The following is a 15,687-nucleotide window of genomic DNA, read 5'->3' as shown; positions in this document are numbered from 1 at the left end:
GGTTTCTCACTGCCGGCCGGGGGCCGTGGTACCGACTGGTGCTCGCTCGGGGGTGAGGGCCGCGGAACGGCCGGGCCCTCGGCCGCCGCCCTGGGCGCGGGCGGTACCTGAGGAGTCTGCGAAGGGCGGGGGGCGACCGGCTCGCCGCCCCGGCCCGTCTGTCCGTGTGTCACCGTCATCGCGCCGGAGCCTCCTGCGCCACGTGCCGGGGGGCCGGAGCGGCGGGGGGACGTACGGCGGGCGTCAGGCCGCTTCCGGCGGTCAGGCCCCACCACGCCGCCAGACCGAAGCACAGCGCCGTCAGGACCGTCGACGGGCCGCCGATGTCGGCGTACGCGAAGTCCGTCAGCTGCCAGACGAGCAGCCCGCACGCGGCCAGGCCGCAGTCGAGCCCGGGCCCGCCCGACCGCCGGGTCCGCCACAGGGCCCGCACCGCGCACAGCAGCAGGACCAGCCAGCTGCCCGCCAGGGCCAGCAGGCCGATCAGCCCCTGCTCGGCCAGGACCAGCAGGTACATGTTGTGCGGGGACAGCAGCGGCTGCCTGCGGAAGGCCGCGCCCGCGCCCGCCGTGTCGCTGCCCGCCGACAGGGCCAGCGAGGCGTGCGAGTCCCGGTGTTCGGGGAAGCCCTTCAGGCCCACGCCGGACACCGGGTGCTCGCGCCACATGCCGGTCGCCGCCGCCCACATCGTGTACCGGTCGGTCACCGACTGGTCGGGCGCGTCCGCGACCCGCGTGATGCTGCTGATCCGCTCCTGGAGCATCGCCGTACCGACCCCGAAGCCGCCCACCAGGATCACGCTCGCCGCGGCCACCACCGCCCCGGCCGTCAGCGCACGCCGCAGCCCCGACAGCAGCAACTGCGCCCCGCACGCCACCGCCGTGGCGATCCACGCCCCGCGGCTGAAGGACAACGCGAGCGGCGGCAGCAGCACCAGCGCGCCGGCCAGGGCGATGAGCCGGTGCCGCACGGGTGCGGTGCCGAGCGCGAGACCCACCGCGCACACCAGCCCGAGCGAGACCACGGTCGCCATCCCCATCACGTCCTGCGCCCCGAACGTGCCGACGGCCCGCACCGGCCGCCCCTGGTACGAGGCACCGGTCCGGGTCACGTACTGGTGCACGCCGACGGCCCCCTGCCACACCGCCAGCCCCACGAACGACCAGGCCAGCAGCCGGAAGTCGCCCCGGTCCCGGACCAGCAGCAGCACCGCGGCCGGGACCAGCACGAAGACCTGGAGGTAGCGGCCCAGACCGGTGAGGCCCGCGCCGGGCGACACCGCGCCCATGGCGGCGACGGCGACACCCAGCACTGGAAGTCCCAGCACCAGGGCCGCCGTTCGGGACAGCGGACGCCGCCGGTCCCGTACCAGGAGGACCGCGCAGAACAGCACCACCAGCGCGGACACCGCGTCGGCGGGACCCGCGCCGCCCTCGCCCCCCGGCCCCAGGGGCAGGGCGAGCAGGACGACGACGGCCAGCAGCGGCAGGACGGGCGCGTGCGCCCCGAGCCGGTTCATCCGCGCCTCAGCTCCCCGTCGGACGCACGAGCGCGGCCGCCGTACGCAGCAGCAGGCAGACGTCCTGCCACAGCGACCAGTCGTCGATGTAGGCGTTGTCGAACCGGGCCCGGTCCTCGATCGAGGTGTCGCCGCGCAGCCCGCTCACCTGGGACAGGCCCGTGATGCCGACGCGGACCCGGTGGCGGGCGGCGTAGCCGGGGTAGGCCTGGCCGAACTGGGTCACGAAGTAGGGGCGTTCGGGCCGCGGCCCGACCAGGCTCATGTCGCCGCGCAGGACGTTCCACAGCTGCAGCAGCTCGTCCAGGGAGGTGCGGCGCAGGAAGCGGCAGAACCACGGCATCCGGCGCTCGTCCGCCACGCTCCAGCGGGTCGCCGACTCGTGCTCGTCGGCGGGGCGGTGCGTGCGGAACTTCAGCAGGGTGAAGGGCCGCCCGTCCTTGCCGATCCGTTCCTGCCGGAACACCACGCCCGGCCCGCCGCTGACGCGCAGCCCCACCGCGCACAGCAGCAGCAGCGGGCTGACCAGGAGCAGCAGCGCGCCCGACACCAGCACGTCCAGCGCCCGCTTGCCCGCACCGCCGCGCGGCCGCCCGGTCCCGAGGTCCAGACGGCGGCAGGAGAACCCGGCGAGCCGGTCCTTCGAGCGGTACGACGGCGCGTCGGGGTCGATCTCCCACACCGTGCAGCCCGACTCGGCCAGCGCCCGCAGCAGCGGCCCCTGCGCGGCCCGCACGGAGGGGTGCACCGTCAGCACCTCGCGCACCCCGTTCTGGATGAGCGCCCGCTGCACCTCCTCGCCCGTGGTCAGCACGGGCAGCCCGTCGGTGCCGTCGGGCTCGTCGGCGACGACGCCCACCGGCCGCACCCCGTAGCGGGGGTGCCGCAGCACCGCCGCGGCCACCCGCTGCGCGGTGGCGGCCGGGCCGACCACCAGCGCCGCCCGCGGCCGGCGCAGCAACCCGGCCCGCCGGCAGGCGTGCACCGCGCCCCGCCCGGCGCAGCTCACCGCGGTCTGGAGCAGGACGCCGGTGACGAGGGTCCCGACCGGCAGCGCGTGCTGCGGGGAGCAGGCCGCCGTGAACGCCGCGAGCACCAGCCAGGCCACGCCGATCCGGCCGCACACGGAGGGCAGTTCGTCCAGCAGGGCCGGCACGCGCGCCACCCGGTGCGGGCGCAGCAGCAGTGAGGCGGCCACCAGCACCGCCGGCAGCAGCGGGTGGCGCTGCCCGCCGGTGAGCGCCAGCGCGCCCAGCACGGCGGCGGCGCCGTCCGCGGCGAGCAGCGGCAGCGGCGAGGCGGGCCGGGCCTGGAGCCGCCGGGAGGGCAGACGGAAGCCGGCCGCGTCGCCGCGCGGCGGCAGGAGGGCCAGGGGCGGGGATCCGAGGTCCCGGGTCTGCCCGGAGGGAGGGGGAACGGTGCTTTCCGCGGTCACGAGTGGACTGACTCCCTGTGCTCGGTGGACACGGCGCGCGCGTCCAGGAGTTCGCGGTACACGTCGGCGACCGCCTGGGCCGTGCGGCGCACGTCGTGCGTGGACAGGACGTGCCGGCGCCCCCGCTCGCCGAGCGACGCGCGCAGCGGCTCGTCCGGCAGCAGCCTTGCCACGGCCCCGGCCAGGGCCGCGGGAGCGAGAGCGGGCACCAGGCAGTGCGGTACGAGGGCGGGCGGCAGGCTCTCCCGGGCCCCGCCCACGTCCGTCACCACCACCGGCCGCCCGCACGCCATGGCCTCCAGCGGCGCCAGGGCCATGCCCTCCCAGCGCGAGGGCAGCACGACCAGATCGGCCGCCTGGTACCAGGGCACGACATCGGCGACGTCACCCGCGAACAGCACGGACGGAGCTGCGAGGGCCCGCAGCCGGCCGTGGTCCGGGCCGTCGCCGACCAGCACCAGCCGCGCCCCGGGCACCCGGCGCAGCACGGACTCCCACGCCGTCAGCAGGACGTCCTGCCCCTTCTGCCGGCACAGCCGCCCCACGCACACCACCAGCGGCACCCGCGGCCCGACATCCGGCAGCAGCGCCGCCCGTACGGTGTCCGCGGCGGCCGGGCGGAAGCGGTCGACGTCGATCCCGTTGGGCACCACGCTCCACCGCCCCCGGACCCCCGCCCGCGCGCCGAGCAGGCGTTCCGCCTCGCTCACGCAGACCACCCGTGCGGCCCAGCGGGCACCCCACCGCTCCCAGCCGCGGGCGAGCGCCGCGGTCGTCCCGCCGACCGCCTCGAACGACCAGGCGTGCGGCTGCACCACCGTGGGGACGCGCCCCCGCACCGCCAGCCGCCCGGCCAGCCCGGCCTTCGCGCTGTGCGCGTGCAGCAGGTCGGGCCGTACGTCCTCCACGACCCGGGCCAGCCGCCGTACCTCGGCCACGAGGGACGGCCCCGGCGCACGCGTCGCCGCCCAGAGCCGTACGTCCGCGCCGAGGGCCGTGAGCCGGGCCGACAGGGGGCTGTCGGGGCAGGCGACCGTGACGCGCAGGCCGGTGGCGAGCTGCGCCCGGGCCAGGTCCGTCACGACGCGGGCGACCCCGCCGTCCACGGGCTGGGTCACGTGCAGGACCCGAGGCGGGGGGTCGGTCGGAGACAGGTGCATGCGCGCTCTTCCTCGCTCACGAACGGCGCTCGGGACGGCGGGAACGCGCCTCATTGCCGGGTGCCGGCGTACCGGGATGCGCTCCGGCGCACGCCGTGCCCCGCCGGGCAACGAGCCGGACGGCCACCTGGTCACCACCGCACCGCAGGACTTCGCGGACCGTGGTCTCCCCTGGGTGGCGGATCGAAAGGGCGAACGAGGCGAATGCGGGTCGCGCATGGCCGGCACGGCCTTTCGGAGACGTGTCAGAGGGCCGTCAAGAGTGCGATGTGCTTGCTGTCGGAGTGCGTCGGGAGGTGGGCAACAGTAGTCACCAAACGGACTGTTCGGGATAAAGCGGGCGCGTGTGTCGGAATGGTGAAGGCGCTCCCCCCGGGAGATCACTCCTTTGGCGGCACAACCCGCGCGCACGCCACGCGTTGACACAGCGCCGGGCATCCGCCCGGATGTTTGTGTCAACCCCCAAGGAGCACCTCTCCATGTCGCGTATCGCGAAGGGCCTGGTCCTGACCTCCGCTGCAGCTGCCGCCATCGCGGGCAGCACCGGCATCGCCGCCGCCGACAGCGGCGCGCAGGCCGTCGCCGCCCACTCCCCGGGCGTGCTGTCCGGCAACGTCATCCAGCTTCCGCTGCACGAGCAGACCAACGTCTGCGGCAACACGGTCAACACCCCCGGCCTGCTGAACCCGGCGTTCGGCAACAAGTGCGTGAACGACTGACGTCGTTCCGTCTCCGGAACCGGCCGCCCTTCCTCGTGGCACACCGCGGGAGGGCGGCCGGTTCGCGTTGCCCCGAACGGGGGCGGCGCGGCGGCCCGGCGGGCCGCCGCGCGCACGCCGCCCCACCAGGGGGGACGCCACCGGGCCGCGGACGCGGGCCTGACCTGGTGCGTTCGCTCGGTTGCGGAGTGTACCGGCCACTCGCACGGTGGGTTCAAGATCCGCAGCACCAGGAAAGGACCCCCCATGCGTCTGCCCGCACGGCGAATCGCGACCCCCGCGCTCTGCGCCACGCTGCTGCTCGGGGCCGCCGGGCCCGCGGCCGTGGCCGCCGACACCGCCTCGGCCCCGGAGCGCGCGCACGCCGCGTCCCGGGCTCCCGTCCCCGACGCGGACGCACTGCTCGGCCAGGTCGAGAGCCTCGGCGGCCTCGGCGGGGTGATCACCCCGGTCGCCGACCTGCTGACCGCCGTGCTCAAGGCGGACGACGGCCAACTGCCCCCCTCCCAGGCGGCGAAGCTGAGCACGCTGGTGGAGGACGCCATCGACCAGGCGACGAAGACGTCCCCGGTGGCTCCGCCGGCCGTGGCCACCCCCGGCACCACCACCCCGGGCGTCACCACCCCGGGCGTCACCACCCCGAGCACCACCACCCCGGGCGTCACCACCCCGGGCGTCACCACCCCGGGCGTCACCACCCCCGGCACCACCACCCCCGCCGAGCCCCTGCCGCAGGCCAGCACCCTGCCCGCGCCCGTCGAGGACCGGACCGAGCCGTCCGACGTGCCGGAAGGGCTCGCGACCGAGGCGCTCACCGCCCTGGAGGCCGCCACCGGCGATCTGTTCAAGGCCGTCACCTCCGGCGACGCCGCCCGGGTCGCCCCGGCCGTCAACGCGGTGGTGTCCGGCCTGGTCAACACCGTCGCCGCGACGCTGATCGGCAGCAAGCTGCCCGCCCCCGACCTGGCCGGACTGCCCTCCCTGCCGAAGGCGCCCTGAGACCCGGCCGTCCGTCCTTCCGGTGTCGTGCCGGTCCGCCCGGACCGGCACGACATCCGTTCAGCGACTCATATGAGGTTCGGGTGACGGGGTTTCCGCCCCGGCGGGCCATCGTTAGGCACGGCGTCGGACATTCCCCCCACAGGGTGACGGAGCAGTCGCCCAGGAAAGGACCACGATGAAGTCGCTGAAGGCCGCCGCCGTCATTGCCGGTTCCCTCGTCGTCGCCGGTGCCGCCGCCCCCGCCCACGCCGACTACGACCCCTCGCACGTCACCCCCACCAGCCTCAACGGCGCCTTCAACTCGCTCACCCGCGAGCCCATCGACCCGAGCCCGCTCAAGCACCAGTCGAACGCCCTCGACACCGAGAACGAGGACTCCGTCCTCAGCACCGTCAAGCGGACGACCACCGACCTGAACCGCAACGGCGGGCTCCTCGGCGGGCTGCCGCTGCCGAAGTGACCCCACCCGGCCGCGACGCACCGCGCACGGCGGGCGCCGGACGGGCGTTCGCCCTGCTGGTCGTCGTCACGGGGGCGGCCGGACTGCTGGCGTCCTGGATCATCACCCTCGACAAGTTCAAGCTGCTGCAGGACCCGGACTTCACTCCCGGGTGCAGCCTCAACCCGGTGGTCTCCTGCGGTAGCGTCCTGGAGAGCGACCAGGCCGAGGCCTTCGGGTTCCCCAACCCGATGCTGGGACTGGTCGCTTACGGCATCGTCGTCTGCGTCGGCACGAGCCTGCTGGCCGGCGCCCGCTTCCCCCGCTGGTACTGGCTGACCTTCGCGGCCGGCTGCCTGTTCGGCGTCGGGTTCGTGTCCTGGCTGCAGTTCGAGTCGCTGTACCGGATCAACGCGCTGTGCCTGTGGTGCGCTCTGGCGTGGGCCGCGACGATCCCCCTGTTCTGGTACGTCACGTCGTTCGCCGTACGCCACCGCCTCCTGCCCGCGCCCGGCCCGGTGCGGCGCTTCCTCGACGAGTTCACCTGGGTGCCGCCGGTGCTGCACCTCGGCGTCGTCGGCATGCTCGTCCTGACGCGCTGGTGGGACTTCTGGACGAGCTGACGGACACGCTGACGGGCACCCGCGTCCGGCCGGGCGGTCCGTCGTACTGCTGCGGCAGCCGGGGGAATTGTGCGCTGGTGCGGCTCCCCGGCTCGTTACTCGGGACGCACGCTGAGCACACGCTGAGCCCCCCCACACGCGAAAGGGACCGTACCCCTGATGAAGCCGACCACCCGAGGAACCCTCGCCGCAGTGATCACGTGTGTGGCGGCCGCGGCCGGCGCCGAGAAGGCCTCGACGTCGAACTGCCCGAGGTCAAGGGGGAGCTGCCCGTGCCGCTGCCGGGCGCTCCCGAGGGGCCCCGCTACGTCGAGGGCCGGCTGCTTCCGGAGCGGGCCGTGCCGCAGCTGCCGGTGCACGGCGGACTGCCCGGCGCGGACGCTCGGGCGCCCCTGCCGCACCTCCTCGGCACCGGCTCCGACCACCTTGGCGTCGACGCGCCCGCCTCCGACCTGCGCACGCTGGCGCCGGGCCTCTCCGTCGACGCTCCGCTCACCTCGCCCCACGCCGGCGGCTTCGGCCTGCCCCAGGCGAAGCTCCCGCAGGCCGGTGTGCTCACCCCCGTGGTGCAGACGGTGCCGGCGGCGGCGGCCCTGGGCGTCGGCCCCCGCCTGTAGGCGGCGGACCGTACGCCGGACGTACGGGGCGTTCTCGTGTGGCCCTTGCGGTGGTGACCGCGGGGTCCTTCGCGCGGTTACCGCAGTGACAGCCCGAGCGGAATGAGGAGCACAGGATGGTCGTAGGGGCAGGCGGAGTACCGGTGGGTGCCGAGCACCGGCCGGCGGAGGACCGTGACGCGCGGCGGACGCGGCGCACGCGGCGGGGCGTGATGCGCGGGCTGGTGGTCGCCGCACTCGGCGCCGCGACCGTTCCCGTCGTCGTGTCCACCCGGTCGGAGGAGCAGTCCGGGGACAAGAACACGGACGTGCGGGCCGGGGACGGCATGTTCGAGGAGACGTACCGGGGCCGCCGCATCCGCGGCATCCCGGTCCCGGCCCCGGACCGGACCCTCGGGGACGTCGAGTGGCACGTCACCGTCGACGGCCGGCCGCTGCACCTGATGCGCCGCGCCGACGGCAGCTGGCTGAGCATGGTCGACCACTACCGCTCCTACCCCACCCCCCTGGCGGCGACCCGCGCGGCCGTCGACGAACTCGGCCCCGGCCGGCACCTGCGCGACCTGCCCCACCGCGGCCCGGGCGCGGACCCGGAGGAGGGCCCGCATGGCGTACACGCGTAAGGACGTCAGCACCCTGACGCGCAGCGAGAGGCGCCGCTTCGTGAAGGCGATGCTGGAGGTCAAACGGCGCGGCGAGTACGACGAGTTCGTGCGCATCCACATCGAGTACTACACCGCCGACGGCGAGGACGGCCTGCGCACCGCCCACATGGCGCCCTCCTTCCTGCCCTGGCACCGGCAGTTCCTGCTGGACCTGGAGAAGGCGCTGCGCCGGGTCGACTCCTCGGTGTCCGTGCCGTACTGGGACTGGACCCGCAACCGTTCGGCCACGTCCACACCGTGGACCGCCGACCTGCTCGGCGGCACCGGGCGGCGTTCCGACCGCCAGGTGATGACCGGGCCGTTCGCCTACGCGGAGGGCAACTGGACCATCAAGCACGGCGTGACCGACGAGGAGTTCCTCACCCGCGACCTCGGCCGCGCCCGCGACCCGATCCAGCTCCCCACCAGGACCGATCTGGAACGGGCCCTCAAGGACCCGCTCTACGACGCCTCCCCCTGGGACTCGACGGCCCGCAAGGGCTTCCGCAACAAGCTGGAGGGCTGGGGGAGCGGGCGGGGCAGCGCCTCCTGGCTCAACCACAACCGGGTGCACCGCTGGGTCGGCGGGGCCATGGTCGGCGGCGCCTCCGTCAACGACCCGGTCTTCTGGATGCACCACGCCTTCATCGACCTGGTGTGGGACCGCTGGCAGCGGCGCCACCGCGAGCACCGCTACCTCCCGGCGAAGCCGCCCGGGCCGGGCAGCGCACAGCACCGGCGGATCGTGGCACGCCACGAGAAGCTGCCGCCGTGGAACGTGACGCCGCAGCAACTGGAGGACCACAGCAGGATCTACCGGTACGCCTGATTCCTCCCCGAGCATGCGGAGAGCCCCGGCGCTCGAGGTGCCGGGGCTCTCCGGTGGGTGCACGGGGTGCGGACGATCAGCGGCCGTAGCCGTGGCCACCCGCGTGGTGACCGCCACCGTGGTGACCGTGACGCGGGTCGCCCTTGTGGTGCCCCTTGTGGTGCCCCTTGTGGTGCCCCTTGTGGTGCTCGGACTTGTTTTCGCACTCGTTGCCGAACGCCGGGTTGAGCAGACCGATCAGGTTGACGGTGTTGCCGCACACGTTGACCGGGATGTGGACCGGCACCTGGATGACGTTGCCCGACAGGACACCCGGCGACCCGACGGCCGCAGCCTGGGCGCCCGCGTCGGCCATGGCCAGACCGGCTCCGCCGAGCACCACGGCACCCGTGCCGAGCGCGACACCGGCCGCCTTCGCGATGCGAGACATCACGTTCTCCTTCTGACTGGATGAGCACGACGGCAGGGGGCGCCGCCGCACTCCCCGTTCAACGCGCCGTCCCATGGGGGGTCACGGCGACCATGGCCGGATCACCCGTCCTGAAGAGCCGGATAGAGCCGTCCGGGGGAGTCGGGCGGGATGGACGGGGTCGGGGGAAGGCTGGCGGGCGGGCGGACGGGGCGTCGGAGAGAGCGAGATGCGTGTGTGGGCGCGCGGGCGGACTGATCGTCAGGGAAGGCGTCGTACGGGTGCGCCGTCGAGGAAGGCGCGGATGTCCTCCACGGCGTGCCCGTAGTACGTCGCGTAGTTGGCGCGGGAGACGTACCCGAGGTGGGGAGTGGCGAGGAGACGCGGGGCCGTGCGCATCGGGTGGCCGGCGGGGAGGGGCTCGACGTCGAACACGTCGACGCCGGCCCCGGCGATACGCCCGGCGTGCAGGGCGTCGAGGAGGGCGTCCTGGTCGACGATGGCCGCGCGCGAGGTGTTGATCAGGTAGGCGGTCGGTTTGAGGAGGGCGAGTTCGGCGCGGCCGAGCAGCCCGCGGGTGCGGTCGCCGAGCACCAGGTGCACGGACACGAAGTCGCTGTCGGCGAGCAGTACCTCCTTGGACGCGGCGAGTTCCACTCCGACCTCGTCGGCGCGCTCCCGGGTGAGGTTCTGGCTCCAGGCGCTGACCCGCATGCCGAAGGCGAGGCCGACCTGGGCGACCCGGCTGCCGATCTTCCCCAGCCCGAGGAGCCCGAGGCGGCGACCGTGCAGATCGGCACCGACCGTGCTCTGCCAGGGGCCGCCCGAGCGCAGGGCCGTGCTCTCCTCGACGATCCCGCGGGCGAGGCCGAGCAGCAGGGCCCAGGTCATTTCGACGGGCGGCGTGGCCGAACTGGCCGTACCGCACACCGTGACGCCGTGGGCCTCGGCGGCGGCGTAGTCGATGACGGTGTTGCGCATGCCGGAGGCGACGAGCAGCTTCAGCCGGGGCAGCCGGGCGATCAGGGACCCGGGGAAGGGCACGCGTTCGCGCAGGGTCACCACGATGTCGAAGTCGGCCAGGGCGGCAGCGAGGGCGTCCTCATCGTCGAGGTGCGTGTCGAACGACACGACGTCGACGTCCTCCGCGACCACCGACCAGTCGGCGACCTCGGTCGCGACCTTCTGGAAGTCGTCCAGCACAGCACAGCGCAGCCGCACGTCACACCTCTCTCACGGCACGGGGTCCCCGGGTCATGCTCATGATCGCGTGCGGGTGGGGGTTGCGGGAAGGGCCTCCGGCCGGTGACCTGGCTGGGGGTGGGTCGGCCGAGGGCAGGGCCGAAGGCGGGGGAGGGGGCGGGAACGCGAAACGCCCTGGAGGGGGTCCCCTCCGGGGCGTTCTTGGTCTGGCAGGAGGTGGCGCCCCCGGCAGGACTCGAACCTGCGGCCAAGCGCTTAGAAGGCGCCTGCTCTATCCACTGAGCTACGGGGGCCGGGTGTGGTGGCCTCTGTCGTGGTGCCCTGGTGTGGGCCGTTCCGTGACGTTGCCGGGGACAAGGATAGGGCTCCCGCATCCTTGCCCCTGTTGCTTCGCCTCCGTGGCTCGATGTGGAGGTTCAGTGAAGCGGTCCTGATAATCGCAGGCAGGTACGAATCGTGCATCGCTTTTGGGGTCTGTCGCATCGGGTGTTGTGCACTCGTTATGCCTGGACTGTGCCCGTGTCCCAGTCGCCCCTTCCGTCCCTTCTGTTCCGTCGGCGCGCAGACATGCTCATATGCTTCAGAATTCCCCTAAAATTGGGCATTCTTCACATGTGGTGACCTTGGACGTACGGCCTCAGCTGCTCGACGCACTCTCCGCCCTGCGCGACCGTGTCGCCGCCGCACGCTTCCCGCTGCCCCTGGCGGGGGCCCCACGCGCGCGTGCCAACCGCGACGAACTGCTCGCGCAGCTCGACGACTACTTGGTGCCCCGCCTGCGGGATCCCGAAGCGCCGCTTCTGGCCGTCGTGGGAGGTTCCACGGGCGCCGGGAAGTCCACCCTGGTGAACTCCCTCGTGGGGCGGCGGGTCAGTGAGGCGGGCGTGCTGCGGCCGACGACACGGACGCCCGTGCTGGTCTGCCATCCGGAGGACCAGCACTGGTTCAGCGGCATGAGGGTGCTGCCCGACCTCACCCGCGTCTGGGTCCCCCAGCAGGACTCCGCCGACGACCTGCTGCTCCCCGGAGAGAACCCGGCGCGCGTGCTCCGCGTCGAGACCACCGAGACGCTGCCCCCCGGCCTCGCCCTCCTCGACGCGCCCGACATCGACTCCCTGGTCGCCGACAACCGCGTCCTGGCCGCCGAACTCATCTGCGCCGCCGACATCTGGGTGATGGTCACCACCGCCGCCCGCTACGCCGACGCCGTGCCCTGGCACATGCTGCGCACCGCCAAGGAGTACGACGTCACCCTCGTGACCGTGCTGGACCGCGTGCCCCATCAGGTCGTCAACGAGGTGTCCTGGCAGTACGGGGCCCTGCTCACCAAGGCCGGGCTCGGTCACGTGCCGCGGTTCACCGTGCCCGAACTCCCCGAGTCCGCCTGGGGCGGGGGACTCCTGCCCGCCAGTGCCGTCGCGCAGCTGCGCACCTGGCTCGTCCACCAGGCGCAGGACCCGGCAGCCCGGCAGCAGGTCCTCGCCCGAACGGCGTACGGCGTCCTCGACTCCCTCAAGTCCCGGATGCCCGAGCTGGCCGGCGCCGCGGCAGCCCAGTACGCCGCCGCCCTGCGGCTCACCACCGCCGTCGAGAGCGCCTACGACAGCGAGCACGCGCGCGTGCGGGGCCGGTTGCAGGCCGGGGCCGTGCTCGCCGGGGACGCCCTCAAACGCTGGCGCGCCTTCCCCCTGGACTGCACCGCCGGTGAACTCCTCGACGCGCTCGTGGAGAGTCTGAGCACCCTGCTGCTGTGTGCCGTCACCGCCGCCGACGAGCGCGTCGACGACGCCTGGCGGCGCGAACCGGCGGCGTCCGCGCCGGAGCTCACGGCGCGCGAGCCCGCCGCGGACAGCGCCGAACACCGGATCGGCATCGCCGTACGGCGCTGGCGGCGCGAGCTGGAGGAACACGCCGAGGACGAGGTCCGCGAACTCGACCGGAACCTCGCACCCGACCCCGAGCTGGTCGCCGCCCTGGTCGCCACCTCCCTGCTCGGCGGCCGCCGCGGGCGGACGGCCGGGGAGGGGCTCGCCGAGCGGATCGGCGCCCACGGCGCGCTGCGGCTGCGCGACCGGGCCGGACGGCTGCTCACCGCGCACGTGGACCGCGTCCTGCACGCCGAACGCGAACGCAGGCTCGCCCCCCTGGACGCACTCGACGTCCATCCCGAACCGCAGGCCGAACTCATCGCCGCGCTGTCCGTACTGCAGAAGGAGAGGTGACCGGTGACCGCCATCACTGACCAGGATCACACCGAGCACGCCGACCAGCCGGACGACGCGAACCAGGCGGGATCCGGGGCGGGGTCCGGGTCGGGTTCCGGGGCGGGGCCGACGGAGCGGGCCTCCGCCGGGGAGGCCGGCCGGGACAGCGGGAACTCCTCCGAGGGCGGGCACGCCCGCGTGGAGAACGCCCGCGTGGAGAACGCCCGTACCGCCTCCGCGCGCTCCACGGACGGCTCGGGCACCTGGGACGACGGGCTCATCGCCCGCCGGGTCGACGAGACCGCCGAGGCCACCCGGTACCCCCCGCAGGACAGCCGCTCCGCCGCCGCGCCCGCCGTGACGCCGCTGGTCTACGACGGGCCGCTGCGCTCCCGGCTCGAGGCCCTGCGCGAACTCGTCGGGCTCTCCCGCACCCGGCTGGACAGCCGGACCCTGTCGGAGGCCGGCCGGGTGCTCGACGAGGCGTCCGCGCGGCGCAGGCTCTCCGGGCAGCACACCGTCGTCGCCATCGCGGGCGCCACCGGCAGCGGCAAGTCGCAGCTGTTCAATGCGCTCGCCGGGGTCGCCATCTCGGAGACCGGCGTACGGCGTCCCACCACCGCCGCGCCCATCGCGTGCAGTTGGAGCGACGGCGCCGCGAGCCTCATCGAACGGCTCGGCATCCCGCCCCGGCTGCGCCGCCGCCCCCTGCCGACCGGCGACGGCGAGTCCCAGCTGCGCGGGCTCGTGCTGGTCGACCTGCCCGACCACGACTCCGCGGCCGTGCAGCACCGCGAACACGTGGACCGCATCCTCGCGCTCGTCGACGCGGTGATCTGGGTCGTCGACCCGGAGAAGTACGCCGACGCCGTCCTGCACGAGCGCTATCTGCGGCCGATGGCGGCGCACGCCGAGGTCATGTTCGTCGTCCTCAACCAGATCGACCGGCTCCCCGGGGAAGCCGCCGAGCAGGTCCTCGACGACCTGCGGCGGCTCCTCGACGAGGACGGCATCGCCCTGGGCGAGTACGGCGAACCGGGCACGACGGTGCTCGCCCTGTCCGCGCTCACCGGGGACGGCGTCGGCGAACTGCGGGAGGCGCTGGGGCAGTTCGTCACCGAGCGCGGGGCACCGGCCCGGCGTGTCTCGGCCGACGTCGACATCGCGGCGGCACGGCTGTGGCCCGTGTACGCCACCCAGCGCCGCACCGGGCTCAGTGAACAGGCCAGGGAGGAGTTCTCCGACCGGCTCGCGGACGCCGTCGGCGCCACGGCGGCGGGCGAGGCGGCCGAACGCGCCTGGCTGCGCAACGCCAACCGCGCCTGCGGCACGCCCTGGCTGCGGCTGTGGCGCTGGTACCAGGACCGCGGCGAGCCCAGCACGGGACGGCTCTCGCGCACCCAGGCCGACGAGGAGGCGACCGCCCGGCAGCGGGTCGAGCAGGCGGTGCGGACGGTGGCCGACCGGGCCTCGGCCGGACTGCCCCTGCCCTGGGCCCAGGCGGTGCGCGAGGCGGCCGTCCGCGGGGCGCAGGGCCTGCCGGAGGCGCTGGACGAGCTGTCCGTGCGCGCGGGAGTGCCGACCGGGCGGCCCCCGCGGCCGGGGTGGTGGCCGGTGGCCGTGCTGTCCCAGGCGAGCATGACGATCCTTCAGTTCCTCGGGGGACTGTGGCTGCTGGGCCAGATCATCGGGTTCATGTCGCCGAACCTGGGCGTGCCGGTGCTGCTCATGGTCATCGGCATCGTCGGAGGTCCGCTCATCGAGTGGAGCTGCCGCATGGCGGCCCGCGGCCCCGCCCGCCGCTACGGAGAGGAGGCGGAACGGCGGCTGCGGGAGGCGGCGGCCGGGTGCGGGAGGGCGCGGGTGCTGGATCCGGTGGCGGCGGAGCTGCTGCGGTACCGGGAGGTCAAGGAGCAGTACGGGAGGGTGGTGGGGGTGGGGCGGTGATCGCCGTGGCGGGGGTGGGGCGTTCCCGCCCTTCGTTCTCGCTCTCCGTTTCCGGCCTCCGCTCCCGCCCTCCGTTCCCGGGCGCGTCACCCCTCCGGGTGGCGGAGTTGTCCACAGGCTGGGGGCGGTCCACAGCGATCGGCGGGCCCGGTCCGGCGGCGGCAGTCTGGTGGGACGCAGCCGTACGGGACGGGCCCGTACGCGTGTCGGCCCGGTGACGCAGTCCGGGCGAGGGAGAGGGAGGGGTACGCGATGAACGAGACGATGGTGTGCGCGGTCGGCAGGGTGGCGACGCAGCCGGTGTACCGGGAGCTGGCGTCCGGACCGTCGGCGAGGTTCCGCATGGCGGTCACCGCGCGCTACTGGGACCGCGAGAAGAACGCGTGGACGGACGGGCACACCAACTTCTTCACGGTGTGGGCCAACCGCCAGCTCGCCACGAACACGGCGGCGTCGCTGACGGTGGGCGACCCCGTGATCGTCCAGGGCAGGCTGAAGGTGCGGACGGACGTGCGCGAGGGGCAGAGCTGGACCTCGGCGGACATCGACGCGGTGGCGGTCGGCCACGACCTGGCGTGGGGCACCTCGGCCTTCCGGCGGGGAAGCAGGCACGAGACGGCGGCGGGCGCGTCCCAGCCGGAGCCCAACTGGGAGACCACGCCCGAGGGTTCACCCCAGGCTCAGGACCCGCCCGCCCAAGTGCCTGCGCAATCAGCGGCGTTGACGTGACATGCACCACTGAGACGACTGACCGAACTGCGGCTTATCGACGGCTGTGCACCGTACGGCCGACGGTAAAGCGTCGATAAGCCCTGCTCACAAGGGGTCTTGGCGATAACGATTCCGATTCGGATCACTCGTCGGACCCTCTGACCGGCGGGCGGGCTCCGTCGCCTCCCTAGGATGCCGGACATGGCTCCGGAGGCTCATGGAGCCC

General features: G+C 74.2%; 14 protein-coding genes, 1 tRNA gene and 1 pseudogene. 10 read left to right on the top strand and 6 right to left on the bottom strand.

All coding sequences use genetic code 11. The annotated features are described in order from the left end of the window. Nucleotides 1–175 precede the first annotated feature (175 nt). From ABZY20_RS18240 to ABZY20_RS18230, 3 genes are read right to left on the bottom strand one after another with little or no spacing between them, the layout of a single operon-like run. Nucleotides 176–1,519: an O-antigen ligase family protein gene (locus ABZY20_RS18240; RefSeq protein WP_356442535.1), complete on the bottom strand. Its 1,344-nt coding sequence runs from the start codon at nt 1,517–1,519 to the stop codon at nt 176–178. A 7-nt stretch (nt 1,520–1,526) separates the two neighbouring features. Further along, nucleotides 1,527–2,954: an exopolysaccharide biosynthesis polyprenyl glycosylphosphotransferase gene (locus ABZY20_RS18235; protein ID WP_356442534.1), complete on the bottom strand. Its 1,428-nt coding sequence runs from the start codon at nt 2,952–2,954 to the stop codon at nt 1,527–1,529. Then, the gene (locus ABZY20_RS18230; protein ID WP_356442533.1) at nt 2,951–4,114 is read right to left on the bottom strand and encodes a glycosyltransferase family 4 protein; all 1,164 of its coding nucleotides are present in this window, start codon (nt 4,112–4,114) and stop codon (nt 2,951–2,953) included. Before ABZY20_RS18230 ends, ABZY20_RS18235 begins: the two co-directional genes overlap by 4 nt. A 479-nt stretch (nt 4,115–4,593) precedes the next feature. On the opposite strand from ABZY20_RS18230, the gene ABZY20_RS18225 reads away from it, so the two are divergent. From ABZY20_RS18225 to ABZY20_RS18195, 7 genes and pseudogenes are all read left to right on the top strand, one after another. Continuing rightward, the gene (locus tag ABZY20_RS18225) at nt 4,594–4,833 is read left to right on the top strand and encodes a chaplin (RefSeq protein WP_356442532.1); all 240 of its coding nucleotides are present in this window, start codon (nt 4,594–4,596) and stop codon (nt 4,831–4,833) included. 246 nt (nt 4,834–5,079) lie between these two features. Next, the gene (locus ABZY20_RS18220) at nt 5,080–5,832 is read left to right on the top strand and encodes a hypothetical protein (RefSeq protein ID WP_356442531.1); all 753 of its coding nucleotides are present in this window, start codon (nt 5,080–5,082) and stop codon (nt 5,830–5,832) included. A 178-nt stretch (nt 5,833–6,010) separates the two neighbouring features. Then, nucleotides 6,011–6,295 (top strand): hypothetical protein, encoded by a 285-nt coding sequence (locus ABZY20_RS18215; protein WP_356442530.1) that lies wholly within the window; start codon nt 6,011–6,013, stop codon nt 6,293–6,295. Then, nucleotides 6,292–6,897: a vitamin K epoxide reductase family protein gene (locus tag ABZY20_RS18210; RefSeq protein WP_356442529.1), complete on the top strand. Its 606-nt coding sequence runs from the start codon at nt 6,292–6,294 to the stop codon at nt 6,895–6,897. Before ABZY20_RS18215 ends, ABZY20_RS18210 begins: the two co-directional genes overlap by 4 nt. Before the next feature lie 159 nt (nt 6,898–7,056). Then, nucleotides 7,057–7,514, top strand: a pseudogene (locus tag ABZY20_RS18205) (hypothetical protein). A 116-nt stretch (nt 7,515–7,630) separates the two neighbouring features. After that, nucleotides 7,631–8,137 (top strand): tyrosinase family oxidase copper chaperone, encoded by a 507-nt coding sequence (locus tag ABZY20_RS18200; protein WP_356442528.1) that lies wholly within the window; start codon nt 7,631–7,633, stop codon nt 8,135–8,137. After that, the gene (locus ABZY20_RS18195; RefSeq protein ID WP_356442527.1) at nt 8,121–8,987 is read left to right on the top strand and encodes a tyrosinase family protein; all 867 of its coding nucleotides are present in this window, start codon (nt 8,121–8,123) and stop codon (nt 8,985–8,987) included. Before ABZY20_RS18200 ends, ABZY20_RS18195 begins: the two co-directional genes overlap by 17 nt. Before the next feature lie 76 nt (nt 8,988–9,063). Here the strand turns inward: ABZY20_RS18195 and ABZY20_RS18190 are convergent, their stop codons facing one another. From ABZY20_RS18190 to ABZY20_RS18180, 3 genes are all read right to left on the bottom strand, one after another. Next, on the bottom strand, nt 9,064–9,417 hold the full coding sequence (locus tag ABZY20_RS18190) for a chaplin (protein WP_356442526.1): 354 nt from the start codon (nt 9,415–9,417) through the stop codon (nt 9,064–9,066). A gap of 240 nt (nt 9,418–9,657) precedes the next feature. Beyond that, entirely contained in the window at nt 9,658–10,617 is a 960-nt protein-coding gene (locus ABZY20_RS18185) for a D-2-hydroxyacid dehydrogenase family protein (RefSeq protein WP_356442525.1), read from the bottom strand. Between the two features lie 199 nt (nt 10,618–10,816). Then, nucleotides 10,817–10,892: transfer RNA gene (locus ABZY20_RS18180), tRNA-Arg, on the bottom strand. Nucleotides 10,893–11,213: 321 nt separating this feature from the next. Between ABZY20_RS18180 and ABZY20_RS18175 the strand changes: the two genes are divergently transcribed. From ABZY20_RS18175 to ABZY20_RS18165, 3 genes are all read left to right on the top strand, one after another. Then, nucleotides 11,214–12,821 carry a dynamin family protein gene (locus ABZY20_RS18175; protein ID WP_356442524.1) on the top strand — a complete coding sequence of 536 codons (1,608 nt, stop codon included), beginning with the start codon at nt 11,214–11,216 and terminating at the stop codon, nt 12,819–12,821. A gap of 3 nt (nt 12,822–12,824) precedes the next feature. Further along, entirely contained in the window at nt 12,825–14,750 is a 1,926-nt protein-coding gene (locus tag ABZY20_RS18170) for a YfjP family GTPase (protein ID WP_356442523.1), read from the top strand. A gap of 252 nt (nt 14,751–15,002) precedes the next feature. Beyond that, nucleotides 15,003–15,479, top strand: a complete 477-nt coding sequence (locus tag ABZY20_RS18165; protein WP_356442522.1) for a single-stranded DNA-binding protein — start codon at nt 15,003–15,005, stop codon at nt 15,477–15,479. The last annotated feature ends 208 nt before the right edge of the window (nt 15,480–15,687 follow it).

Source organism: Streptomyces sp. NPDC006624 (genome assembly GCF_040611555.1).
Classification (GTDB): domain Bacteria; phylum Actinomycetota; class Actinomycetes; order Streptomycetales; family Streptomycetaceae; genus Streptomyces.
This window is presented reverse-complemented; position numbering and strand designations above follow the sequence as displayed.

Coding starts and splice junctions, on each gene's coding strand:
- ABZY20_RS18230 (WP_356442533.1), bottom strand. CDS start 4,114: ATGCACCTGTCTCCGACCGACCCCCCGCCTCGGGTCCTGCACGTGACC.
- ABZY20_RS18240 (WP_356442535.1), bottom strand. CDS start 1,519: ATGAACCGGCTCGGGGCGCACGCGCCCGTCCTGCCGCTGCTGGCCGTC.
- ABZY20_RS18200 (WP_356442528.1), top strand. CDS start 7,631: ATGGTCGTAGGGGCAGGCGGAGTACCGGTGGGTGCCGAGCACCGGCCG.
- ABZY20_RS18225 (WP_356442532.1), top strand. CDS start 4,594: ATGTCGCGTATCGCGAAGGGCCTGGTCCTGACCTCCGCTGCAGCTGCC.
- ABZY20_RS18215 (WP_356442530.1), top strand. CDS start 6,011: ATGAAGTCGCTGAAGGCCGCCGCCGTCATTGCCGGTTCCCTCGTCGTC.
- ABZY20_RS18195 (WP_356442527.1), top strand. CDS start 8,121: ATGGCGTACACGCGTAAGGACGTCAGCACCCTGACGCGCAGCGAGAGG.
- ABZY20_RS18165 (WP_356442522.1), top strand. CDS start 15,003: ATGAACGAGACGATGGTGTGCGCGGTCGGCAGGGTGGCGACGCAGCCG.
- ABZY20_RS18190 (WP_356442526.1), bottom strand. CDS start 9,417: ATGTCTCGCATCGCGAAGGCGGCCGGTGTCGCGCTCGGCACGGGTGCC.
- ABZY20_RS18220 (WP_356442531.1), top strand. CDS start 5,080: ATGCGTCTGCCCGCACGGCGAATCGCGACCCCCGCGCTCTGCGCCACG.